Below are 23,831 nucleotides of genomic sequence, written 5' to 3' on the forward strand. Positions count from 1 at the left end.
ATGGTTGCACTCGCGACCACGTCATGGCCGGGCATGACGCAGCGGTTTACGTTTCACCCTCCGCCAGTCCGACGGCCCACAGCGCGAACGCGTGGACGATGGCGATCTCGTCGAGCCGGTTGAAACGGCCGGATGCGCCGCCGTGACCGGCGCCCATGTTGGTGCGCAGCAGCACCGGGCCGCCGCCGGTCATGGTGGCGCGCAGCCGCGCGATCCATTTTGCCGGCTCCCAATAGGTCACGCGGGGGTCGGTGAGACCGCCCATGGCGAGGATTTTCGGATAGTCCTTGGCCGCGACCTGATCGTAAGGCGAATAGGACAGGATGGTGCGAAAATCCTTTTCACTCTCGATCGGGTTGCCCCATTCCGGCCATTCCGGCGGCGTCAGCGGCAGCGTATCGTCGAGCATGGTGTTGAGTACGTCGACGAACGGTACTTCGGCGACGATGCCGGCGAACAACTCGCCGGCGCGGTTGGCGACGGCGCCCATCAGCATGCCGCCGGCGCTGCCGCCATGGCCGACGATGCGCTTTTTGCTGGTATATTTTGCGGCAATGAGCGCGCCGCCCGCCGCGGCGAAATCGTCAAAACTGTTGGTCTTGCTCTCGCGCTTGCCATCGAGATACCAGCCCCAGCCCTTGTCGGAGCCGCCGCGGATGTGTGCGATGGCGTAAACGAAGCCGCGATCGACCAGCGACAGCCGGTTGGCGGAAAATGAAGCCGGCATGGCGTGGCCATAAGAGCCATAGCCATACAGCAATAGCGGTGCCGAGCCATCGCGCTTGAAATCGCGGCGGTGCAGGATCGAGACCGGCACCTGCGCGCCGTCGTGGGACGCCGCCAGGATGCGGGTGGTGATATAGTCGGCGGGATTGTGGCCGGACGGAATCTCCTGGCGCTTGCGTAAGCGGCGCTGGCGGCTCACCATGTCATAATCGTAGATTTCCGCCGGCGTCGTCATCGACGAATAGGAAAATCTGAGGTTGTTCGTATCGAACTCATAACCGCCGATGACGTCGAGCGAATAGGCTGCTTCGTTGAACGCGATGGCGTGCTCGTCGCCGGTGCCGAGATCGCGGATCACGACCGAGGGCAGCGCGCTGGCGCGCTCCAGCCGCACCAAGTGACGGGCGTAAAGCTCGACGTCGATAATGTAGACGCCTTCGCGATAGGGAATAAGATCGCGCCAATTGGCGCGTTCGGGCGCCGAAAGCGGCGCCGTGACGATCTTGAAATCGATCGCGCCGTCGGTATTGGTGAGGATGAACAATTCGCCGCCGCGATCGTCCACCGAATACTGCACGCCGACTTCGCGCGCCGCGACAAGGCGCGGCGTTGCCCCGGCATCGGCCAGATCGATCAGCCATTGCTCCGAGGTTTCATGGTCGCCGCCGGCGATCACGCAAAAGCGGCCGCTGGCGCTTTCGTGAATATGCGTGAACCAGCCGGAATCCTTTTCTTCGTGGACCAGAACGTCGTCCGCCTGCGCGGTGCCGAGGCGATGCCGCCAGACCTGCATCGGACGATGATTGCCGTCGAGCCTGACGTAGAAGAAGGCCTTGGAGTCCGCGCTCCACACCACGCCGCCGTCGGTTTCCTCGATCAGGTCGGCGCCATCTGCGCCATCGGCCCAGTCGCGCACGCGAATTGAAAAATATTCCGAACCTTTGAGATCCGCGCTCCAGGCTTGCAGCCTGTGATCCGGCGAATGCCGCGCGCCGCCGAACTTGAAGTATGGGTGGCCGGCGGCAAGCGCGTCACCATCGAGGATGATCTCGGCCTCGCCGCCGTCGCGCGGCGCGCGGCCGAATAGCTCGTGCTGGCCTCCTTCCCGAAATTTCCTCACATAGGCATAGGGACCGTCAGGTGCGGGCACGCTGGAATCGTCTTCCTTGATGCGACCGCGCATTTCCTTGACCAGCGCCGCCTGCAAGCGCGCGGTGTGACCGAGCAGGCTTCCAGTGTAGTCGTTCTCGGCTTCGAGATATCCGCGGATATCCGGATCGAGCACCGACGGATCGTGCAGCACCTCCTGCCAGTTGGCGTCCTTGAGCCACGCATAATCATCGGTGATGGTGATGCCGTGGGTGGTAAAGGCGTGCCGGCGGCGCGGTGCGATCGGCGCGCCCGTCTGACTGTTTGTCGCGATCGGCTCGTTCACTTCGGGTTTCTTTCAAATGGTCGTGCGGGCGCGTCACTGTCTGATGCATATACGCTTCACGGGCCCGATTGCCAGCACAGCCGCGCCGGTGGGGTCGGCGCACGTCTTGTTGACCGCCGGGTTGTATGGTTAGGCTTTTTCGGCTTCACAAGAACGATTCATGCTTTTCAACTCCTATCCCTTCATTTTCGTGTTTTTGCCGATCGTTCTCGCCGGCTATTTCTGGCTGGGCCGGTCGGGCAATGCGGCGCCGGTGCTGTGGCTGGCGCTGGCGTCGCTGGTATTCTACGCGGTCGGCAATTGGCAGTTTGTGCCGCTGCTGGTCGCGTCGGTCGCCTTCAATTATGTTATCGGCATGCTGCTGATCCGGGCGAGGCTGCGTGATCGGCTGCGGTTCGCGGTCCTGACCACGGGGGTCGCAGGCGATCTGATGATGCTGGGCACTTTCAAATATGCCGGGTTCTTCGCCGCCAACCTGAATGCGTTGTTTTCGACCGGGCTCACCGTCAACATCCTGCTGCCGGTCGGCATTTCATTCTACACCTTCACCCAGATCGCGTTTCTGGTCGATGCGTATCGGGGCAATGTCGCGCGTTACGGGCTGTCGCATTACGCGCTGTTCGTTAGCTATTTTCCGCATCTGATTGCCGGGCCGATCCTGCATCACAAGGACATGATTCCGCAATTCGAGCGCGAGGGGAGCAAGCGGCCCGATCCGCATCTGATCCTGTGCGGCCTTGTCATCTTTGCGATCGGCCTGTTCAAGAAAACCTGTCTCGCCGACGGCATCCAGCCGTTGGTCGCGTCCGCATTCGGCGCCAATACCCCGTCCTTCGACCAGGCCTGGATCGGCGCGCTGGCCTATGCCTTCCAGCTTTACTTCGATTTTTCCGGTTATTCGGACATGGCGATCGGCATCTCGCTGATGTTCGGCATCTTCCTGCCGCTCAATTTCAACTCGCCATACAAGGCGACTTCCATCATCGATTTCTGGCGGCGCTGGCATATGACGTTGTCACAGTTCCTGCGGGACTATCTGTATATCCCGCTCGGCGGCAACCGCCATGGACGGGTGCTGCGCTACGTCAATCTCATGATCACCATGCTGCTCGGCGGCCTCTGGCACGGCGCGGCCTGGAATTTCGCGGCATGGGGCGCGCTGCACGGCGCCTATCTCTGCATCAATCATGCGTGGAACAGCTATGGTCCGGTCACAGCGCCGCGTTTCGCGCGCCTGGCGAAGGCCGCCGCCTTCATGCTGACGTTTCTGTCGGTCGTGGTCGCGTGGGTGTTCTTCCGCGCCGACAGCATCTCGTCGGCGCTGTTCGTGCTGTCGAGAATGGCCGATCCCACGAATATCGTGTTCGGCCGCGGTGAGATGGCCAACGCCGTTTTCATTGCCGTCTACGCCGCGGTCGCGTGGTCCGCGCCGAATACGCAGGAGATTGCGGGTTATGACCACAAGAACAGGGCCGTCGGTGAAAGCCTGGGCACCTGGATGCGACGGCCGGGCTTCCTTTATGCGGTGGCGGCGACGCTGGCGTTCGGCGTGCTCGGAATTTCGCAGCATAGCGAATTCATCTACTTCAGGTTCTGATGAGCACGGCAGTTAGGAATTTGCTGCGGCTGATCTGCGCCAGCGCGGCCATCGTTCTGCTGGCCGCCGCGCTTAATTTTGTCGTCGATCCGTTGCAACTGTTCCGGCCGGCACGATTTTATCAAGCGATGTATTCGCCGGACAGCCGCATGCAGAACGCCGGGTTGATCCGCAGCCAGGATTTCGACACGGTATTCATGGGCACATCGCTGGCGATTCATTTCCGGCAAAGCGACATCGACAGGATTCTCGGTGTCAGGTCCCTGAAACTGTCGATGACGGGCTCGAATTCCGTGGAGCACAGTTTTGTGCTGGCTGCGGCGCTCGAACGCCATCCCAGGCGGGTGATCTGGCAGATGGATGACTGGATCTTCCGCGATGCGCCGGACATCGATGCGGACGTCTATATCCCCGCCGATCTTTACCGCAGGAACGCGAAAGGCGTCGCCGAATACCTGTTCAGCGGCAGCATCGCCCGGGAATCGCTGTGGATCCTGGCGCGGTCGATTCCGCCGCTGCAGCCGGTCACCGCGCGCCTGACCACGGGCGTGCTGTTCAAATTTCCGATCCCGAATGTCGATGACATCAACGTCCTGCGCCCCGACTTCGACGTGGCCGGCTTCTACAACGCGAACAAGGCTGTCGCTGCGTTCAGGCACATCACGGATCCGGTGCGTAGTTCATACCTTGCGGAGGGGTACGATTATGAGGCCATGGTCCGCCATTTCGAGCGCGACGCGGTTGCCCTGATTGAGAACCATCCAGACGTGAATTTCGATATTTATTTTCCGCCGTATTCGATCCTGCAGTTCGTGGCGATGCGGGACGCCTCGCCGGCGACGCTGCGGATCGTCTATGATTTTTCGGTTTATGCGGGTCGACGGCTGGTGGGTTTTCCGAACGTGCGCTTTTTTGATTTTCGCGCCGCCAGGGAAGTTACGCACGATCTGAATAATTATGGCGACGTGATTCATCATTCGCCGGCGATCGATCTGAAGGTTCTGTCCTGGCTGGCTGCAGGCGATTATGCCGTCCGCGGCGACGCGCCGACCGCGTCGCTCGAACGGCTGCGGGCGCAGGTCGAGGCCTACCGGACCGATGGCCTCAAACAATAGCCGGCAATGTCGGCGGTTAACCCTGGCGCGACCTGCGCCGGACGAAGCGCAATCGGCTATTTACAATTGATGGCCGAAACCCTTAGTCTTTCCCGAGTGTTAGAGCAAACGCAGCAAGTCGCGTGGGGCGTAACGTGTCGGATTCGCAGAGCGCGGTAACTCCCAAAGGCGCGGGTGCGTCGCCATCCCTGTCCCGGCCATGGATGACGCCGGCCAGGAGCCGGTGGATCGCTCTCGCAGTTCTTGTCCTCGTTCTCGTCGCCGGATTCTTTACCGTGCGGCACCTTGGAGGATCGGCATCCCGCAAGCCGTTTGCGGACGCCAGCATCGAAGAGAACTGGAACCGGACCATCAGGGCCCTCGGCGTGTCTCCGATCTTTCCTCCGGAGGAAGACCTCGTGGTCGGCGATGTATTGGCCGTGGTGGTCCGCGACGTCGATATCGATTCCCATGTTCAAACCGACGCCGTCGCCAAGAAGCCGTTCGTCAACCGGTCGGTCAAGCTCGCCCATGTGGATGTTTCGCAGGCGCTGGACACCGCCTACCAGAACCTGCCGGTTTTCCCGGCCACCGTGGGCACCGTTCTGCCGTTGCGATCCGGCGTCGCCCGCGCCTTTTCCGACGCCGTCCTGCTCAACAATCTGCCGAGGGCGGCTTTTCCCCGGTTGAAGATTCAAGGCGTCAGCAGTGCGGCTTCCGGGATCATGGCTGCCGCCAGCGGCTCGGCCAATTATGGCGCCGACTCGCAACAGGTCGAGGAGTTCGAGCTTTCCGACGTCAGGGCCTACGGCCTGCCAAGCGTTGCGGCGCTGCAATTGTTCGACGCTTTTTGCGCCAAGCCGGAAACCGCTGAGGTTTGTCAGGAAGCAACCGCCCGCAAGCATCTGCAGCGCGTGGTCGGCGACCACATAAACCAGAGATTTGTCGACGACAGAAGCGGCGATTACCGATACGCGCTCGAGGTCGAAATCGTGATGGTGTACCGGGTGTACCTCACCAGTTCGATCGTCGATCTGCGGCGAACCGCGGACAACCAGAAAGGCGGTTTGCTGGCGCTGTGGCCGTTCGGCTCAGGCCAGAATACGGCGCCGACAGTGCCCGCCGCGGCGCCTTACAGCCCGGCAGCCGTAGCGCCCTATGGCGGATCGAGCGCCGAGCCATCGACCGGCGGCAACTCCGATCAAATCCAGGCCCTTGCCAGCCGGCTTGCCGAGGTCGAGCAGAAGCTCGCCAACGTCAAGACCGGCGGTGCGATCAGCTATCAATCCTTCTTCGGCAACGAATCCTCGCTGGAAGGGAAGTTCGAGCGGCCGGTCGCCATCGGATATCGCGGCGTCAATCATGATTTCCCTTCAGACCACCCCGCATCAAAGTAGCCGATGATGACCGCGATCGAACGCATGATCCCGATCCTGTTTCTATGCCTGTGGTCGCTTGGGCAGGTCCAGGCCCAAGGCGGCCCTCCGGGGCTGGCCGGCACGCCCTACGTCCTTTTCATCCACAGCGGTCCCAAGAGTCCGAACGATCCGGTGGTCAAGCGGCTCGCGGTGGCGCTGGCAAGGCAGGGCTATTCGGTGCGCGAGCCCGAACCAGATCAGGACAAGGTCGGCGGGCCCGGCGTGGATTATTTCGACGATGCGGCCAAAGCCAAAGCGCAGGAGGTCGCCAACGCGATCAACGACTATTTTTCGCAGAATGCGCCGCCCGGCGATGCGCCCAAGAAATTGCAGCCGCGCAGGCAGAGCACGAAAAACGCGGCGAATTACCTGGGCGTCTGGCTGTATTAGCTGTTGCGCAGGCGCGCGCCGGCGCCGGCGCCGAATACCGGAATCCGGTTGACCGCGAGCACCACGGCGAACGTGATGACCAGCATCGCAAGCCCCAGCACCGAAATCGCGGCGAGATCGCCGCTTTCGTTCAGGTCATAGATCAGCACCGACAGCACTTTGGTTTGCGATGTGAACAGGACAATCGCTGCCGACAGCTCACGCATCACCCCGATGAAGATAAAACACCAGGTCGCGATCACGCCGGTGCGCAGCAGCGGCGCCGTGATCTGGCGCAGCGATTGCAGCCGCGTCGCGCCGAGAATACGGCTGGCATCCTCGAGTTCGGGATGGATGGTTGCGAAGGCCGCCTGCAATTGCTGATAGGCCGACGGCAGGCTGATGGTGAGGAACGCGATCAGCAGGATCCACAACGTGCCATAGAGCACGAAGGGCGGCCTGGTGTAGCTGAGGAACAGGCCGACCCCGAGCACGATGCCGGGCACGGCGATCGGGGCGGTGGCGAGAAATCCGAGCACGCGAGAGCCCGCGACCACGCGCCGCGTCGTCACATAGGCGATCACCAGCGCGAGAATGGTCCCGATCGTCGCGGTGGCGGTCCCTAAGATTACGGTGTTCTTCAGCGCGAGCTGGGTCGACGACAGTTCGGTGAATACGAACACGATGTTGTGCAGCGTGAACGTTGCCGGCGTCACCAGTGTCGTCGCGTTTGGCGAGAACGCGGCATTGAACAATGCGAAATACGGCAGGAATACCGGATTGAGCAGGATCACGAGACAGAACGCCAGCGCGGCCCAGCGCCACGCTTTCAGTTCGACGCGGCGCGGGACGCCGTATTTGCCGCCGACCACCGAATAGCCGCGCCGGCCGAGGATGAATTTCTGCGCCTGCAGCAGCGCGATGGTGAGGAACAATAGAGGGACCGCGGCGGCGGCGGCGAGTTCGAGTTTCGGCGGATACTGGAACAGGCTCCAGATTTTCGTGGTCATGGTATGGAAGCCGGCCGGTAGCGCCAGGATCGCGGGCGAGCCGAACAGCGTCATGGCCTGCAGAAATGCGACCAGGGCGCCTGCCACCAGCGCCGGCAGCGCCAGTGGAATCGTGACGCGCCGTGCCGTGGTCCAGGCCTTGCCGCCCAGAATGGCGGAGGCGTCTTCCAATTCGCCGGGCATGTTGTCGAGCGCGTTGGCAACCAGCACGAACACAAACGGGAAGGTGTAGCAGGAGATCACGAAGATGATTCCGGTCAGCGAATAGATATTGAACAGATGCGCGTCGGCTTCCGCGCCGGTCAGGCCGCGAAACAGCTGATTGAGCAGCCCTGAGTTCGGCGCCGCCAGCAATTCCCAGGCAACCGCGCCAAGAAACGGCGGCGTCACGAACGATGCCGTCACCAGCGCGCGGATGAACTGCCGTCCCGGCATGTCGGTACGCGACACCAGCCATCCCATCGGCGCCGCCACGACGCAGCAAAAAAACGCCGAGGTGGTCGCGATGATGGCCGTAGTCAGCAGCGGATCGAGGAAGTCCGGATCGGTGAACAGTTTTACGAAGTTTTGCAGCGTCAGGTGGCGGTCGCGATCGGTGAGGCTGTAGACCGCCAGCCACGACAACGGCAGCACGATAAGCACCACCAGAAGCGCCGCGAACAGCCACAGCACCGGCTTGGTCCAGTCGATTCTGGCGCGAGGGGTTTCGGTGGTGGTTGTGATGGTCATTGAGTGAGTCTGATCCGTCCGTTGATATTTTCCTCCGTCATGGCCGGGCTTGTCCCGGCCATCCACGTCTTCTGTCTCGCCCGCGCTGGACGACGTGGATGCCCGGCACGAGGCCGGGCATGACGAGGCGAACCGCTACACCCGGAACAGCTTCGCATAGCGCGTCTTGATGTCTTCGGCCATTGCCTCGACGCCGGCAGCGTCTTCCTTCATCAGTTTGAGTTCCGAAATCTTCCGCCGTCCGGGCTTCGACTGCACCTGGGCATGCACCGAATACTGCGCCGTGAAGTCTGTGAAGAACTGCTGCGTCTCGCGCGTGTGCAGCCACGCCTGGAACAGCCGCGCGGCGTTCGGATGCGGCGCGGTGGCAAAAATGCCGGTCGGACCTGAGATCGTCGGCGTGCCTTCGGCCGGATACACCGGCTCGACCGGCTGGCCGGCTTCCTTCAACAGCACGACGCCGTATTCGTTGCCGTCGGCCATGACCGCGCGCTCGCCGAGCGCGAGTTTCTTCGGCGGATCGGTCGACGACTGCACCTGCATGACGCGCTGTTTCGACAGCTTTTCCAGATAGTCCCATCCAAGTTCGCGAACCAGCTGGAAGGTCGCGGTCATGATGGTGCCGCTATAGGCGGGATGGCCTTTTACCATTTTGCCGGCCCATTTGGGATCGAGCAGGTCGGCGAAGCTTTTCGGCGCGTCTTCCGGCCTCACCAGTTTTGTGTTGTAGGCGATCGAGGAGAGATAGATCCGCGAGGTCGCGCTCATGCCGTCGGGGTCGCGATATTCGGGCAGGAAATGTTGCGCGATGTCGTCGCTGACAAATGGCGCAAGCCAGCCGTTGCGCTTCCAGGTGATGATGTGGGAGGCATCCGAAGTGTTGATCACATCCGCCGCGCGGATGTTCGAGGCAAATTCCTGATCGACGCGCTGGAACAGCCGTTCCGAGCCGGAGCGCTCGATCTGCACGCTAACGCCCGGATATTGCGCCTCGAACGCCTTGCCGAGCTTTTCGCCGACCGGAAGGTCCATCGACGAATACAGGATTACCTTGCCTTCTTTTTTCGCGGCTTCGACCAGATCGGGCGTGATCGATACCGGTGCGGGTGCGGCTGCGACGACACGCGTCGCCCAGCTACCGAGGCCAAGCGCGGCCGATGCCTTGATCACATCGCGCCGGGACGGTTTCTTTCGCATCACGTTGTCTCTCCTTCGTCATTGCGAGGAGCAACGGGTCCGGCCGCTGGCCGGCCCGATGATAAACTCCGCGACGAAGCAATCCAGTCTCGCTGCTCTGGATTGCTTCGCGGAAGCCTGTCATCGGGCGCGCATTCGCGCGGTCCGCAATGACGGCTCATACCCGAAACAGTTTCTGATAGCGCGCCTTGATCTCTTCGCTGGCTTTCTCGGCGCCCTCGGCGTCTTCCTTCATCAGCTTGATATCGGCGAGCGGCTTACGTCCCGCATGCTCCTTTACCTGCGGGTGCAGCGAACGCAAGCCGCCGGCGTCGATGATGATCTGCTGTGCCTCGGGCGTGAAGCAGTAGTTCTGGAACAGCTTTGCCGCATTGGGATTGGGTGCCTCCCTGAAGATGCCGTTCGGTCCCACGATGAACGGCGTGCCCTCGCTCGGATAGACCGCCTCCACCGGTTGGCCGGATTCTTTCAGCAGGAAAATATTGTATTCGGTGCCGTCGGCCATCACGCTGCGCTCGCCGAGCGACAGCTTCTTCGGCGGATCGGTCGCCGATTGCACCTGCATGACATTCTGCTTGGCAAGCGCCTCGTAATAGTCCCAGCCGATGTCCCGCACCATCTCGAAGGTCGCGGTCAGGATGGTGCCGCTGTAGCCGGGATGCGCCTTGACGATCTTGCTTTTCCATTTCGGATCGAGCAGGTCCTTGAAGCTCGCCGGCGCCTCTTCAGCCTTCACCAGCTTGGTGTTGTAGGCGATCGGCGAGAGCGTGGCGCGGAAGCCTGCATAGGTGCCGTCGGCGTCGCGGTGCTCGGGCCTGTAATATTTGGCGACGTCCTCGGGCACATAGGGCAACAGGATGCCCTGCCTCTTCCATGCCAGAAGATGCGCTGCGTCGGATGAATTGGCGACATCGACGGCGTGAACGTTGCTGGCATATTCCTGGCCGATGCGCTGGAACACCCGCTCGGCGCCGGTGCGCTCGGCGCGCACATCGATGCCGAATTTCGCCTTGAACGCGGCGCCGATTTTTTCCGAGACCGACAGGTCGATCGACGTGTACCAGACCACTTTGGCTTCCTTTTTCGCCGCTTCGATCAGTTGCGGCGTGATCGCTTCGGCCGGCGGTGCTTCGGCAAGAACGCGCGAGGCGAACACCGTTCCGAGCGCGAGTGCGGTCGAGCCTTTCAGAATGCCGCGCCGGCTGATTTTGTCCTTCATCGCGATCTCCTTGGTTTATCGGCTCAGCGCGCGGCAGCGCTCCGGCGGCAGCGTGAGCCAGACCGAGGCGCCCTTTGGAACGGCATTGTCGGTCCCCGTGATGATCCGCAGCGTGGTGCCGTCCAATGCTTCGACCATGTAGTCGCGGCTGCTGCCGAGAAACACCTGGCGGATCACCGTGGCCTTGACCACGTTCCGCGCCGCTTGCGGCGCTGCCGTCGACAGCAGAATGTCGTGCTGGCGCACCGCCACCGCGGCGCTCTGGCCGGCGTTGAGCTTCGCGCCGGTTACCTGAAGGGTCGCGCCGGCGAATGCGACATGATTCCCGTCCAGCGCGCTGCCCCTGATGACATTGCTGGCGCCGATGAAACGCGCGACGAATTCCGATTGCGGACGGTCGTAGATGTCTTCGGGCGTGCCGAGCTGATCAATGACGCCCGAATTCATCACGGCGATCAGGTCAGCGGTGGTCATCGCCTCGGACTGGTCGTGGGTCACATACACCGTGGTGTAACGGTACTGGTCGTGCAGTCTTCGAATCTCGAAGCGCATCTCTTCGCGCAAGTTAGCGTCGAGGTTCGACAGCGGCTCGTCGAGCAGCAGGGTTTCCGGCTCGACGATCAAGGCCCGCGCGAGGGCTACACGTTGCTGCTGGCCACCCGACAATTCACCGGGATAGCGTTGCGCCAGCACTTCGAGCTTTGTCGTTTCCAGAATGGCCTTGAGCTTCTTGGCGATGGCTTCGCGATCGAGTTTCCGCAACTTTAAGCCATAGACAATATTTTCCGCGACCGTCATGTGCGGCCACAGCGCGTAGCTCTGGAAGATCATCGACATCTTGCGCTGCTCGGGCGGCAAGGTCCGCGCCTTCGACGATACCAGCCGGTCGCCGACATGGATTTCGCCCTCTGTCGGTTCTAGGAAGCCTGCGATCAGCCGCAGCGTCGTGGTCTTGCCGCAGCCGGAGGGGCCGAGCAGGCATACCAACTGGCCGTGGTCGATCCGCAGCGAGACGTTATCGACGACAGAGAGCTCGCCAAAGCGCTTGGTCAAGCCGCGCAGTTCAACAGACGCCAATCAACTTCCTCCCATGGCCTTCACAGCGCCGTTGTCGGCTTGTTGCCGGTCAGTATAAGCACGAAAAAATCAACGCCGAAAAGGCTCGGCAGGCGTTCGGGCACTCACACTTTCGCCTAGCCACCGGATCGCAGCTTCGGTGCCGCCCCTGCCATGCGGAATATCGAGCGCACGGAGGCCGACCTCGATGACGCCGAGCGTGCCCAGAATCATGGGCGCGTTGATGTGTCCCATATGGGCGATCCGGAATGCTTGCCCTGCGAGTTCGCCGATGCCGACGCCGAGCACGACGCCGCATTTCTGCTTGCAGTAGTTGTGCAGTGCCGCCGGATCATGGCCGTTGGACATCATCACGGTGGTCACCGTGTCCGAGCGTTCCCCCGGTTCGGCGATATTGAAGCCGAGCACCTGGCCCTCCGACCACACGCCTACGGCGCGGCGGACCGCTTCGCCGAGCAACCGATGGCGCAGGAACACGTTCTCGAGCTCCTCGTCGAACAGCATGTCGATGGCCTGGCGCAGCGCGAACAGCAGATGCACCGGCGCCGTGCCGGCATATTTGCGGTAATGCTCGGGGCCGTCGCGCTCGCTCCAGTCCCAATAGGGCGTGCGCAGATTCGCCGTCTTGTGGACGTCGAGCGCACGATCATTGGCGGCGATGAAGCCTAAACCCGGCGGCGTCATTAAACCTTTTTGCGAGCCGGACATCGCGATGTCGATGCCCCATGCGTCCATCTCGAACGGCATGCAGCCCAATGAGGCCACTGCATCGACCATGAACAGCGCCGGATGGGCCGCGGCCTTGATCGCCTTGCCGATCGCCTCGATATCGTTGAAGGCGCCCGACGCGGTGTCGACTTGCACCGCAAGGATCGCCTTGATGCTGTGATCGGTGTCCTGCCGCAGCCGCGCTTCGACTTCGGCCGGACGGATCGCACGCCGCCAGTCGCCCTTGAGCACTTCGACGTCGGCACCCATCGCGGCCGCGGCATTACCCCAGCCGATGGCAAAGCGGCCGCTTTCCAGCACCAGCACCTTGTCGCCGCGCGACAGTACGTTGCTCAAAGCCGATTCCCAGGCGCCGTGACCGTTGGCAATGTGGATATAAGAGCGTCCCCTGGTGGCGAACAGTTTCGAGAGATCGCGCAGCAGGCCATCGGTCAGTTCCACCATCTGGTCGGAATAGATGTCCAGCGCGGGGCGATGCATCGCCCGCAATACCTCGTCGGGCATATTGGTGGGCCCGGGGATCGCCAGAAACTCCCGGCCCGCGCGAACGACCATTGTCGGTTCTTTCCTGGTGGTGAAATCAGTCACGCCGGCATGGCCGTGCCGCATCGGTAGCAGCTTTTTACGCGGACCGGCGCAAAGAGGAAAGCGGCTATCGTTTGGTCTCGCGGCAGCCGGCCGCCTCAGCGTCGTCGATTGAGCAGAACCAGCGTGTTCCCTTAGCGACATTCATCTGGATTTTTGCGTACCAGCGGCTGGTCGGCTGATGATAGATGCACTCGCCTGACCGGTTGACGTTGCCTTTGATGGTGCAGTCGGGCGAAGGCGCGACCGGCCCTGACGCCGATGCCAGCAGGATCGCGCTGGCATTCTCCGGCGGCCTGGTGGCTCCGAGGATCGCCGTTTTCCTGTTGCGGACTCGCCAGTCCCATGGCGCGATGAACGCGCCTTGCCACATACCGGCCTTGGCGTCGCGCGCGGCCTTCTCGTCGGCATCATAGTCATGCGAGAAGCGGGCGTAGGACAGCGCCCATCCGTTGGCCACCATCCATTTCTGAATATCCTCGCCATCGACGTCGCATCGCGCCACCGTGCGGCCGCGGCGATCGGTCTGGCGGGTGTGGCAGATCCAGATCTTGCCGCCGGCGTGGCGAATGAGTTCGTCCCGCGCCGCGACGCCGCAGGTCCAGCGCTCGCCGTTATTGTTGAGGCAAAGCTGATCCGATGACGGCGCGTCGATGCCGCCGAGGCGGATGCGCGTGCTGCCGATCTGCAACTGATCGCCGTCGCGAATTTTTGGAACGCCGGTGATGTCGGCCGCGCCGGCAATGGCGGGCAGCAACAGGAGGAAGATGGCGAAAACGAGCTTTTTGAGCATCACTGACTTCCCGGCGCAGAATCGCACCAGTCGGCCGCGATTGTGCTGAAAATTTAGGCTGCATACCAGACTCGCGGCGCCAGCCGCTTTCAACTTTACGCTACCGTCATTAGGGCACGGTCAAGCCTCCGAGGCTGGATCACTTGCCGCTGCGCGCCTGGCAATAGCAGCTTGTACCGCCGGGGTCAGCCCTTCGCTGCCATGATCGCCCGTCGCGCCAGCGCCAGGCCCATCAGCACGAAGGCCGACGTTACCTCCGGTCCCCCGACCAGGATCCGCGTCGGCGTCTTCATCTTGTTCCACTCATAGGCCAAATAGGGGCCATGCCGCCCGCCTTCGCCGAGACCGCGCACGACGCAATGCAGTGCCGGTGTAAAGCTTGCCGCTTCCGCGCCGAGATGGCCCAGTGCGACCAGCGCGAGGGCCGCGTCGAACACGTTCATCTCGGCGGCCGTCAACTCATCCTGCACATAGGCCAGCACCGGGCCGCGGATGAAGGCGAAAGCATCATCGGGGTCGATCGCCTCGCGCGCCGCGCGCGGCAGCGCGCGAAAAGCGGCGTAGCAGCGCCCGAAATACGCGCAATAGAGTTCCGGCAGATAGTAGATATGCGACCTGGGATCGGCGAATGCGCCGCTTGCGACCAGCCGCCGCTGGAAGTCGAGGATTTTTCGGAGCGTCTCGAGCCGCCGCGGCGTCTCGACGATCTGCCATCGCGTGCAGTTGCGGAAGCTGACTTCGAGGATGTCGAGGTTCAGGGTCGGATCGAGGTCGTTGCCGAACGGCCGCTCGCCGGCGAGATTGTCGATCCAGGTCACGACGCCCCCGGCATAGTCGATGTTGTCGTTGAGCGGCACGGTTACGCGGGGTTCATTGAGCCCGGCGCTGACCTGATAGCCCGCATAGAAGTCAAGCAGCGGCTGATCGAGAACCGGATCGGTCAAACCGGCCTGCGTCGCCGCTGAAAAGGAGCATGCGGTGGTGTCGCCATCCGGCACGTAGATGCCGAAACCGAGGTCCTGCTTGATCTGCGCGAAGAAGCGGCTGAAACGCGGATGCGGCGAGGGCGCCAGTGCGGTGATGACGCTAAACGTGCCGCCGTCGGGCGAACGCACCTCTTCGCGGCTGGTGGTGAGGCAGAAGTTGATCATGTCGGAAACCGCGCGGCGCGACGCGGCGATCTCCACCGGCGATGCAAGGCCGGTTTCCGCAAAGCTCAGCAAGGCTTCGGTGAAGAACGCGTCGTAGTAGGCCGAGCGATGGCGAATCTGAACTGGCTGCCACATCGGTTCGGCTACCCCGGCCCATGGCGGGTTGATCAACTCTGCCGCGGGCGAGCGCGCGAGGAAAGGTCGCGCCAGGTTGAACAGCAGCGTCGAATTCTTATAGCCGCGCGAATTGAGGCCGGTCAGCGCCATCAGGCATTCCCGGCCGCCCATATCGGGATCACCAATCAGATTGAAGGCGGCGTAAGTCGGGATGAAACCGTTGCTGCGGAACGAGCGCAGCAGGTGCGCGCCGCAACGGCGGATGATGTTTTCAATGTCGGAGAGCGGGGGCGCGGACGCCGGCCCGGGCTTGGCGTCAGGTCTGGGATGCTGCAGGTGGATGGTATCCAGCAAGGCCGCGACGGGTTTGCCGATTGTGGCCCAGTCCGGTTCGGCGTCGTCGCGCGCTTGGGTCAGCGCCTGCCGCAGCGCTTCAAACCGGGACGGTTCGCGCAATTCGGGCAGACCGGCGCGGCGTAGCAGCGGGCGCAGGGCCGGGTTCCCGAGCGCCGTCCTGTAGAATTTTGTCAGGTGCGGATCGCCTTTGCCGGGCCGCAGCAGCAGCGGATCGCACACATCGTACAAGGACGGGCCATCCTTCCGGAATGTCAGCGCGCGGTAGGCAGCCCCGGCAAAATATCGAAAAGTCATTGGAATTCTTTGAAGTTGGAATTCTTTGAAGTTGACCGCCAGCTTGGCTGCGCATCACGTCGGGCCGTCGCCGCACCTCACAAGCCCTTGAAAAAATACACGGAATACAAGTAAACACAAATAGGATCGAAGTCACGTTACCCCGTCGGCATCAAGTTTTTCGCCAATCGCAGCCAGGAATTGTTGCACTGCAAGCCCCAGGCGGTTAGTACTTTATTATGGTGCGGTGCCGCAAAAGGGACGCAATTCGACGCGACAGACCGGCAATCCCTCAAACCCATTTGACGTTGGCGCGACTAACAGGCACTTCTGCGTGCTGACCAGGAACGAAATTGCATGGACTTACGGCAGCTTAGCATATCCCGCCGCTCGACTACCATCGCCGCCGTTCTGGTCGGCCTGGTATCACTGGCGATTGGCGCCCATGCCGCGCTGAACAAACGGTCTTTGGATGTGGCCAAGGCGGCTGTCGCTGTGCCGAATGGCGAAGCCGCGAAACAGCCGTCACGGCTCGCATTGGTGATCGGCAACGGACACTATCCTGACGCCAACGCACCGCTGGCCCAGCCCATCAACGATGCGCGGGCGATGACGGCGGCGCTTCGGCGCGAAGGGTTCGATGTCGACGTTGTGGAAGACGCCAGCCGCGACGATATGAACCGCGCTGTCGGGCGTCTGAAGACGAAGATCAATTCCCAATCCGTAGTCATGCTGTTCTTCGGCGGATACGGCATTCAGGCAGGCCGCGAGAGCTACATGATCCCGGTCGACGCGGCGATCTGGAAGGAATCCGACGTCCGCCGCGAGGGCGTCAGCATTGAAGCGGTGCTGAACACGATCAAGGAGCAAGGCGCGCGCGCCAAGATCGCGGTCATCGACGCGTCCCGGCGTAATCCATACGAACGCCGCTTCCGTACGTTTTCGCACGGCCTTGCGCCTATCACCGCGCCTGACAATGCGCTGATCCTGTCGTCCGCGACCCCGGGAAAAGTCGCCGACGATTCCGGCGGCCAGAACAGCTTGCTGGTGACCGAACTCCTGAACAACATCGGTTCGAAAGCCGCCGGCGCCGAAGCCGTCTTCAGCAAGACCCGTATCGCGGTGTCGCGCGCCTCCGATGGCGAGCAGGTGCCGTCGGTGTCGTCGTCGCTGCTGGAAGACCTGCATCTGGCCGCCGATGTGGCCGCGGAAAAGACCGGCGGCTGATACGCCTCGTCATCCCGGCGCGGGTGGCGCGAGCCGGGAATCCATCGCCCCGGTTCTGGCGTTCATCCTCCATACCGCGCCCAGGCCATATGGATTCCGGGCTTGCGCCGAGATGCGCATCCCGGAATGACACCTATTGCGGATCGGGACTGAGCGTGATCGGCCGGACCGGATCGCCCTCGCGGAGCAGCGCCCCGGCGCGCGCCACCACGATGTCGCCTTCGACCAAGCCCTCGCGGATTTCGACCTGGCCCGCGGACATCAATCCTACTGCGACGCGGCGGGTCTCGACGCGGTCGCGCCGCACCACCTGCACTACGGCACCGGCGCTGCCATAGAGGATTGCGGTCAGCGGCACCGCCACGCCGCAGCTTTGACCGGTCTCGATCATCGCGCGTGCCGACGAGTTGACCAGCAGGCGCCGGCTCGAGGCCAGCGCGATAAAGACCTGACCTAACTGACTGTTAGGTTCCACGGTCGTGGCGACCCGGCGTACCCTGCCGTCCACCTCGCCAGTACCGATGATCTTGACCCTTGCGGTCTGGTTGACCATGAGCTTCGAAAGATCCCGCACTGGCACCAGACCAACCAGATCGAATTCGCTGCGTGGAATGATGCTGAACAGCGCCTCGCCCTTGCCCGATGCGATCGCTCCGACAACCGCAGACGAAGCGCTGACGAGGCCGGCGACCGGGGCCTGAACCGCGATCACGCCGCCTTCCGGAAGCGTAAGCCGGGCCAGCGCTTGGCCGGCGGTCACCGTTTCTCCGGCCTCGACCAGCACTTCCGCCACTTTCAGGCCGACCCGGTCCGGCCGAACCGCCGCCTCGTCCTTCGGAATCAGGATTCCGGAAACTTCAACGATGGCGGCGAAGCAGGATTTCGCCGCCTTCAGCACGGTGACGGCCGCGCCTTTCGGGGCATTGTCGGCGGCAAAACATTGCTGCGAGGCGCAGCAAAACCCGGCGGCGAGGACGTTCAAGAATCTCCGGCCGACATTGCCTGCCGAAAAGCGTTTCATCGACAGGCCAATTGCAAGTTCAAACCATCCCATCCTGCGATTTTACCTTACTCCGCCGCCGGCGAATGCATTGCTGCCGGCGCCGTATTCGACGGGGCCGCGTGCTCGCTCTCCGCATTCGAGGCGAGCAGCTTGCTGCCGAGGCGCCACATCAGCGCGCCGAGATCGTCCATCATCATGAACATCGCCGGCACGAACACCAGCGACAGCGCCGTGGAGAATAACAGCCCGCCGATCACCGCAAGCGCCATCGGCGAGCGGAATTCGCCGCCGGCGCCGAACGCCAGCGCCGAGGGCATCATGCCGGCCGCCATCGCGATGGTGGTCATGATGATGGGCCGGGCGCGCTTCATGCCGGCGTCGACAATGGCTTCATGGCGCGGCTTGCCCTCGCGAATGGCTTCGACCGCGAACTCCACCAGCATGATGGCGTTTTTGGTGACGATGCCCATCAGCATCAGGATGCCGATCCATACCGGGGTGGTGAGCTGCTTGCCGGTCAACAGCAGTGTGGCGATCGCTCCGCCGATCGACAGCGGCAGCGAGAACAGAATGGTGATCGGCTGCAGGAAGGTCCCGAACAGCAGCACCAGCACCGCGTAGACCATCATCAATCCGGCCGTGATCGCGGTGGCGAAGCCTTCCGAAAGTTCATTAAGGCTTTCGGCGTCGCCCGACGGGCTCACCTTGACGCCCTTCGGCAGGCTTTTCATGACCGGCAATTCATAGATCTTCCTGGTGGCGTCGCCGAGTGCGGCGGTGCCGACGAGGTCGGCAGCGACGGTGGCCTGACGTTCGCGGTCGTAGCGGTTGATGCTGGTCGGACCCTGGTCGAGCTTGATGTCGGCGACCACGGATAGCGGCACGCCGCCGCGGCCGCCGCCCAGGGGGACCCGCAACTGCTCGAGGATCGGCAAGTCCGCGCGTGCGGCGTCTTCGAGCTGGACCCGGATCGGCACCAATCGACCGCCGGCATCGAACTTGGCGAGCGCCGGGCCGACATCGCCGATGGTGGCGACGCGAATGGTTTCCGACAGACTCTCGGTGGATACGCCGAGCCTTGCTGCGAGGTCGGCGCGCGGCTGGATACGAAGTTCGGGCCGATCCAGCGAGGTTTCCGAAATCACGTTGGCGATCAGCGGAATACGCTTCATCTGGGTAGCGAGCTCGGCGGCGACGTTGCTGACGATGCTGCTGTCGGTACCGGTCACCACCAGCGAGATCGCGCGCAGGCCGTTCTCGTCGAGGAACCAGAATCGGATATCGGGAACGTTTTCCAGTTCGTTGCTGATCGACAATTCAAGCTCGCGCTGCGTGATGCTGCGGCCCCGCTTCGGCGTGTAATTGATGATCAATGACGCGCGCCGGACCTCCATGATGCCGGGCGGCACCCGTCCGCCGTCCACGAATACGCTCTTGACCTCGGGCCGCTTGCGCAGGCGCGACACGATCTCCTCCGTGGTCTTTTCGGTAAAGGCGAGTTGCGACCCCGGCGGCAGCTCCATCGCCAGCAGCGAGCGCGCGGAATCCTGCGCCGGCAGAAAGCCCTGGGGCAGCAGCGTGATGCTCCAGATCGACGCAGCGAAGATTCCGAAGCCGATCAGCACGGTGACGAAATAATGCCGCACCGACCACGTCACCAGTCCATTATAGGCCTTCAGCACGCGCCCGGGCGCCGGGTCGCTGTGCTGGCTGTCCTTCATGAAATAAGCCGCCAGCACCGGGGTGACGAAACGCGCGGCGAGCAGCGAGAAGAACACCTGGACCGACACGGTGATGCCGAACTGCTTGAAGAACTGCCCGGCGATCCCGGACATGAAGCTTGCGGGTGCGAAGATGGCAATGATGGTCAGGCTGATCGCAATGACGGCAAGGCCGATTTCGTCGGCCGCTTCCAGCGCCGCGCGGTAGGGCGATTTCCCCATCCGCATGTGGCGAACGATATTCTCGATTTCGACGATGGCGTCGTCGACCAGAATGCCGGTCGAGAGCGTGATGGCGAGGAAGCTGACCAGGTTGAGCGAAAATCCCAAAAGGTCCATCGCCCAGAACGCCGGGAAGATCGACAGCGGCAGCGAGATCGCCGCGATGATGGTGGCGCGGAAGTCACGTAAGAACAGGAACACGATGATCACCGCGAGCGTCGCGCCTTCAAACAGCGTCGAGATCGCGGCCTCGTAATTGCCCTTGGTGAAATCCACCGAGGTGTCGATCAGCTTCAGGTCCACATCGGGATAGGTGGCCTTGAGCGCGTCGATGCGCTTCTGGACGGCGGCGGCTACCACGACATCGCTGGCGCCCTTGGAACGCTTGATGCCAAGCGCGACAATCGGCTCGCCGTTGACACGCGCAAAGGTGCGGCGGTCCGCAATGGTGTCGGTCACCGTTCCCAGATCGTCGAGACGCACTTCGCCGCCGGCCGGCAGGCTGATCATGGTGCCGGCGAGGTCGTTCAGCGTTTTGGCGCCGGCCAGCGTGCGAATGGCCTGGTCGTTCTTGCCGATTTCGGCCCGGCCGCCGGCGAGATCGACGTTGGTGCCGCGCAGGCGGCGGCTGACATCGACCGCGGTGAGGCCTGCGGCCTGCAGGCGGTCCGGATCGAGCGATACCAGAATCTCGCGTTCGACACCGCCGATGCGCTCGACCTGCGCGACGTTGCGCACGCCCTGCAGCGCGCGTTTGACCACATCGTCGACGAAATACGACAGTTGTTCCGGCGTCTTGCCCGGCGAGATCGCGGCATAGGTGACGATCGGCAGGCCGATCACGTCGACGCGCTGAATCAGCGGCTCGTTGACGTTTTGCGGAAGATTGCTGCGGATGCGGGTGACGGCGTCCTTGACGTCGTTCAACGCGCGGTCGGTGTTGGTCTCAAGCGCGAACTGGATCGTCGTCAGCGACAGCCCGTCGGTGATCGACGACGAAATGTGCCGCACCCCTTCGACGCCGGACACGCCGTCCTCGATAGTCTTGGTGACCTGTGATTCCAGCTCGGCCGGAGCCGCGCCGAACTGCGACACCGCGACCGAGATCACCGGAATATCCGCGCTAGGAAGCCGGGTGACTGCGAGCTTGGTGAAGCTGACCCAGCCCAGCACCAGCAGGATGATCGAGAACACGATGGAAGGAAGCGGATGGCGGATGGACCACGCGGAAATATTCAAAGCCATCAACGTACCTGCGCGCGATCGAGTTCGTCGGCGAACATCGTCTTGATCTGGTCGCCGTCATGCAGCGACGTGCCGGCGTCGGCCACGACGATCTCTCCGACCTCGAGTCCTTCGAGAATCTCCGTCGAGGTATCGGACACGAGGCCAACTTTCACTTTTCGCGTTTCCACCGTGTTCCCTTTGACCACCTGCACGGTCAGGTGATCAATGGCAGAGCGGGGAACCGCGATACCGCAACTGCGCTTTGCGTCGATGTTGGCGCGGGCGAACATCCCGACCTTCAAGGACGGACTATTGGTGAGCGATATCCGGACATGGCCGAGCTGGGTCGCCCGGTTGATTTCCGGTGAAACCAGCCGGACGCGCCCGACCATCTCCGGCGCACCATCCCGACTGATCCGCGTCGTCGCTCCGGGGTTGAGCTTCAGCACGTGAATGCCGGGAACTTCGGCATCGAGTTCGATTTCGTTGTTGACGGCGATTCGAAACATCGGCCCGGCCTGCGGCGACGCCGGCGCCCCGACAATGGTGTTGATCTGGGTCACCAGCCCGGCGGCGGGCGCGCGCAATGAAATCGGTCCCGGCTTTGGCGCGTTTGGATTGCCCGGCTGGCCGGGCGCGGTCAGACGCGCCAGTTCCTGGTTCTCGGTGACCATGTCGCCTTCGCGGACGAACAGGTCGGTGACTTTCGAGCCTTCCTGGTCGGCCCCGACCACGGCTTCCTTGCGCGGCACGACGAAGCCGGTGACCCGCACCAAATCGGAGAAACAGGCATTGACCGTCTTGGCCACAAGGACGAGGGCCTTGTTGGGAACGACATTCTCTTCGGCGCGCGGACGGTTCTCGATCCAGTAATAGCCCGCGCCCAGAACAGCCACGACGACCACCCCGATGATGGGCTTGAGGTAGGTGGTGAGCATCATCGTGGGATCGATCCAGATTCAGAGCTTGATTTTCGTCGATCGAACGGCGTGCGTGAGCACGTCGTCGGTCTTCCTACCGCTTGTATCCAGCCCAAATGCTTTGGCAAAGAACGGTTGAAGTCGGTCGAATGCGCCGGTGATTCAGTCAATCAACGAATACCGTAACTTGCGAATTCCTTCACAATATTCGGATCCATCGCTTTGGCATTGGATATATCAAGATCGCCGTCCGAAATCGAGCCATTACGCTGTTTTGCCAGCCCGCGTCCATATAGCGACGAGGTGAGCCTCGGATTGATCTTCAACGCCGCGTCGAAATCGGCGATGGCGTTCTTGGTTTGCCCGCTTTTGAGGTTGACGAGGCCGCGGCTGTCGAGAGCATCGATAAAATTCGGCCGCAGCCGCAGCGCCTCATTGCAATCCCGCAATGCCGATTGCAGGTCGCCGATTACGGTCCGCGCCCAGCAGCGGTTGTTGAAAGCCTCGACGTCCTTGGGATTGATGCGGATGGACTCGGTGAAATCGTTGACCGCCAGCGAATAGGCGCCCTTGCTGGCGTAGACCTGTCCACGTCGGTACAGCGCGTTGGCGTCGTCGGGATTGTCGGCAAGTTTGCCGGTCAAGGACTTGATGGTCGGGTCATCCGCCAGGTTGGCGACCGTCGTAGAATCCTCATCCTTGACTGCCGGTACGGGTATCACAGGAGCGGGCACTTCGATCTTCGGAGGGATATTGACCACCGCGGTCGGCGGGGCTTCGGCGTGCGGTGAGACGGCCGGGGGCAGTTTGGCCAGTGCTGCCGCGGTTGATCCTTGCGGACGCGCGGCGGAAATAAAGGAAAAATCTTCGGCCAGGGACGATGAAATCCACGGCACTTGTTCGTTGTGCGACCCCCGGGTGACGCCGACCCGGATGCGGTTCAGGGCTTCTTCCGCCGTCGAGTCCGGAACGCGCACCTCTTTTAGCAATTCGCTCACGAACAGGCTGTGTGTACCGCCGGTGTCGCTGACGACTGAACTGAGCGCTGCCGAATACATCACCAGCGTTCCATTCGGCGCGATCACCGGCGCGAGTCCGGCGGAAAAACTGCGGAAGCGGCGTTCGAACGGGTTGCGCCTGGAGGCATCGATCAGCGCGATCTTGACGCCGGCGCCGCGGCTGTTGATTTCACTCAGTATCGTTTCCAGGCTGAAGCCGTCACGTCGTACATCCGGTTCGGTCCAGATCTGCGCATCGACCGGGATCATGTAGCTTTGCCGGGCGGACTGAATGCCGAAACCGCTGAAGAAAATCAGCGCAACGGAGCCCGGTTTGATACGGGCGTAAAGCCGGTCGAGGGCGCGGCGCATGGCATCGCCGGTGAGGTTTTCTCCGGTTTCGACGTCGAAGCTGTGCCGTTTGAGCTCTGCGGCGATATCCCTGGCGTCGTTGATGGGTTCCTTAAGCGGCGCTTCAGCATCGGGATATTTTGCGTTGCCGATCACGAGCGCAAATCTGTCGTCGCGATCCGCGGCCACCGACCGCAGCACCGGCGCGACCGAAACGATCAAGGTCAGCAGCAATGCAAGGCGGAATTTCATACGACGGCGATCCAGCCAAAGAGGGGGCCGGCTT

17 protein-coding genes are annotated in these 23,831 nt (G+C 62.5%); 5 read left to right on the forward strand and 12 right to left on the reverse strand.

The window, feature by feature from the left end; genetic code table 11:
- Nucleotides 1–46: 46 nt before the first annotated feature.
- Nucleotides 47–2,161 carry a S9 family peptidase gene (locus ACFE72_RS05525; RefSeq protein WP_375412063.1) on the reverse strand — a complete coding sequence of 705 codons (2,115 nt, stop codon included), beginning with the start codon at nt 2,159–2,161 and terminating at the stop codon, nt 47–49.
- A 160-nt stretch (nt 2,162–2,321) separates the two neighbouring features.
- On the opposite strand from ACFE72_RS05525, the gene ACFE72_RS05530 reads away from it, so the two are divergent.
- From ACFE72_RS05530 to ACFE72_RS05545, 4 genes are all read left to right on the forward strand, one after another.
- The gene (locus tag ACFE72_RS05530; protein ID WP_375412064.1) at nt 2,322–3,758 is read left to right on the forward strand and encodes an MBOAT family O-acyltransferase; all 1,437 of its coding nucleotides are present in this window, start codon (nt 2,322–2,324) and stop codon (nt 3,756–3,758) included.
- Nucleotides 3,758–4,873, forward strand: coding sequence for a hypothetical protein (locus tag ACFE72_RS05535; RefSeq protein ID WP_375412065.1), 1,116 nt, complete (start codon nt 3,758–3,760; stop codon nt 4,871–4,873). The genes ACFE72_RS05530 and ACFE72_RS05535 overlap by 1 nt, the downstream gene beginning before the upstream one ends.
- A gap of 275 nt (nt 4,874–5,148) precedes the next feature.
- The gene (locus ACFE72_RS05540) at nt 5,149–6,249 is read left to right on the forward strand and encodes a hypothetical protein (RefSeq protein WP_375412066.1); all 1,101 of its coding nucleotides are present in this window, start codon (nt 5,149–5,151) and stop codon (nt 6,247–6,249) included.
- Nucleotides 6,250–6,255: 6 nt separating this feature from the next.
- Complete coding sequence (locus tag ACFE72_RS05545) at nt 6,256–6,660, forward strand: hypothetical protein (protein ID WP_375412067.1); 405 nt, start codon at nt 6,256–6,258, stop codon at nt 6,658–6,660.
- On the opposite strand, the gene ACFE72_RS05550 is transcribed toward ACFE72_RS05545, so the two are convergent.
- The 7 genes from ACFE72_RS05550 to ACFE72_RS05580 form a co-directional block, all read right to left on the reverse strand.
- The gene (locus ACFE72_RS05550; RefSeq protein ID WP_375412068.1) at nt 6,657–8,378 is read right to left on the reverse strand and encodes an ABC transporter permease; all 1,722 of its coding nucleotides are present in this window, start codon (nt 8,376–8,378) and stop codon (nt 6,657–6,659) included. The two genes, ACFE72_RS05545 and ACFE72_RS05550, sit on opposite strands and share 4 nt — an antisense overlap.
- Before the next feature lie 135 nt (nt 8,379–8,513).
- Nucleotides 8,514–9,575 carry an extracellular solute-binding protein gene (locus tag ACFE72_RS05555; protein WP_375412200.1) on the reverse strand — a complete coding sequence of 354 codons (1,062 nt, stop codon included), beginning with the start codon at nt 9,573–9,575 and terminating at the stop codon, nt 8,514–8,516.
- Between the two features lie 157 nt (nt 9,576–9,732).
- Nucleotides 9,733–10,794, reverse strand: a complete 1,062-nt coding sequence (locus tag ACFE72_RS05560) for an ABC transporter substrate-binding protein (protein WP_375412069.1) — start codon at nt 10,792–10,794, stop codon at nt 9,733–9,735.
- A 15-nt stretch (nt 10,795–10,809) separates the two neighbouring features.
- Entirely contained in the window at nt 10,810–11,871 is a 1,062-nt protein-coding gene (locus ACFE72_RS05565) for an ABC transporter ATP-binding protein (RefSeq protein ID WP_375412070.1), read from the reverse strand.
- A gap of 69 nt (nt 11,872–11,940) precedes the next feature.
- Nucleotides 11,941–13,155: a pyridoxal-phosphate-dependent aminotransferase family protein gene (locus tag ACFE72_RS05570; protein ID WP_375412071.1), complete on the reverse strand. Its 1,215-nt coding sequence runs from the start codon at nt 13,153–13,155 to the stop codon at nt 11,941–11,943.
- 97 nt (nt 13,156–13,252) lie between these two features.
- On the reverse strand, nt 13,253–13,978 hold the full coding sequence (locus ACFE72_RS05575) for a thermonuclease family protein (RefSeq protein WP_375412072.1): 726 nt from the start codon (nt 13,976–13,978) through the stop codon (nt 13,253–13,255).
- A gap of 185 nt (nt 13,979–14,163) precedes the next feature.
- Complete coding sequence (locus ACFE72_RS05580; RefSeq protein WP_375412073.1) at nt 14,164–15,897, reverse strand: hypothetical protein; 1,734 nt, start codon at nt 15,895–15,897, stop codon at nt 14,164–14,166.
- A 336-nt stretch (nt 15,898–16,233) separates the two neighbouring features.
- Here ACFE72_RS05580 and ACFE72_RS05585 point away from each other — a divergent pair, with 336 nt between their 5' ends.
- A complete protein-coding gene (locus ACFE72_RS05585) occupies nt 16,234–17,103 on the forward strand; it encodes a caspase domain-containing protein (RefSeq protein ID WP_375412074.1) in 870 nt (289 codons plus the stop codon).
- Nucleotides 17,104–17,236: 133 nt separating this feature from the next.
- Here ACFE72_RS05585 and ACFE72_RS05590 read toward each other — a convergent pair whose 3' ends face one another.
- The 4 genes from ACFE72_RS05590 to ACFE72_RS05605 form a co-directional block, all read right to left on the reverse strand.
- Entirely contained in the window at nt 17,237–18,124 is an 888-nt protein-coding gene (locus ACFE72_RS05590) for an efflux RND transporter periplasmic adaptor subunit (RefSeq protein ID WP_375412201.1), read from the reverse strand.
- A 47-nt stretch (nt 18,125–18,171) separates the two neighbouring features.
- The gene (locus tag ACFE72_RS05595; RefSeq protein WP_375412075.1) at nt 18,172–21,294 is read right to left on the reverse strand and encodes an efflux RND transporter permease subunit; all 3,123 of its coding nucleotides are present in this window, start codon (nt 21,292–21,294) and stop codon (nt 18,172–18,174) included.
- On the reverse strand, nt 21,294–22,217 hold the full coding sequence (locus ACFE72_RS05600; RefSeq protein WP_375412076.1) for an efflux RND transporter periplasmic adaptor subunit: 924 nt from the start codon (nt 22,215–22,217) through the stop codon (nt 21,294–21,296). The genes ACFE72_RS05595 and ACFE72_RS05600 overlap by 1 nt, the downstream gene beginning before the upstream one ends.
- A 149-nt stretch (nt 22,218–22,366) precedes the next feature.
- A complete protein-coding gene (locus ACFE72_RS05605) occupies nt 22,367–23,797 on the reverse strand; it encodes a caspase family protein (protein WP_375412077.1) in 1,431 nt (476 codons plus the stop codon).
- Nucleotides 23,798–23,831: the final 34 nt, after the last annotated feature.

The sequence above is a fragment of the uncultured Bradyrhizobium sp. genome (assembly GCF_964252615.1).
In the GTDB taxonomy this organism is placed as follows: domain Bacteria; phylum Pseudomonadota; class Alphaproteobacteria; order Rhizobiales; family Xanthobacteraceae; genus Bradyrhizobium.

Bases quoted from the DNA above. Each gene is read 5' to 3' on its own strand.
- ACFE72_RS05530 (WP_375412064.1), top strand. From the start codon at position 2,322: ATGCTTTTCAACTCCTATCCCTTCATTTTCGTGTTTTTGCCGATCGTT.
- ACFE72_RS05535 (WP_375412065.1), top strand. From the start codon at position 3,758: ATGAGCACGGCAGTTAGGAATTTGCTGCGGCTGATCTGCGCCAGCGCG.
- ACFE72_RS05545 (WP_375412067.1), top strand. From the start codon at position 6,256: ATGACCGCGATCGAACGCATGATCCCGATCCTGTTTCTATGCCTGTGG.
- ACFE72_RS05550 (WP_375412068.1), bottom strand. From the start codon at position 8,378: ATGACCATCACAACCACCACCGAAACCCCTCGCGCCAGAATCGACTGG.
- ACFE72_RS05555 (WP_375412200.1), bottom strand. From the start codon at position 9,575: ATGCGAAAGAAACCGTCCCGGCGCGATGTGATCAAGGCATCGGCCGCG.
- ACFE72_RS05560 (WP_375412069.1), bottom strand. From the start codon at position 10,794: ATGAAGGACAAAATCAGCCGGCGCGGCATTCTGAAAGGCTCGACCGCA.
- ACFE72_RS05570 (WP_375412071.1), bottom strand. From the start codon at position 13,155: ATGGTCGTTCGCGCGGGCCGGGAGTTTCTGGCGATCCCCGGGCCCACC.
- ACFE72_RS05575 (WP_375412072.1), bottom strand. From the start codon at position 13,978: ATGCTCAAAAAGCTCGTTTTCGCCATCTTCCTCCTGTTGCTGCCCGCC.
- ACFE72_RS05580 (WP_375412073.1), bottom strand. From the start codon at position 15,897: ATGACTTTTCGATATTTTGCCGGGGCTGCCTACCGCGCGCTGACATTC.
- ACFE72_RS05585 (WP_375412074.1), top strand. From the start codon at position 16,234: ATGGACTTACGGCAGCTTAGCATATCCCGCCGCTCGACTACCATCGCC.
- ACFE72_RS05590 (WP_375412201.1), bottom strand. From the start codon at position 18,124: ATGAAACGCTTTTCGGCAGGCAATGTCGGCCGGAGATTCTTGAACGTC.
- ACFE72_RS05595 (WP_375412075.1), bottom strand. From the start codon at position 21,294: ATGGCTTTGAATATTTCCGCGTGGTCCATCCGCCATCCGCTTCCTTCC.
- ACFE72_RS05600 (WP_375412076.1), bottom strand. From the start codon at position 22,217: ATGATGCTCACCACCTACCTCAAGCCCATCATCGGGGTGGTCGTCGTG.
- ACFE72_RS05605 (WP_375412077.1), bottom strand. From the start codon at position 23,797: ATGAAATTCCGCCTTGCATTGCTGCTGACCTTGATCGTTTCGGTCGCG.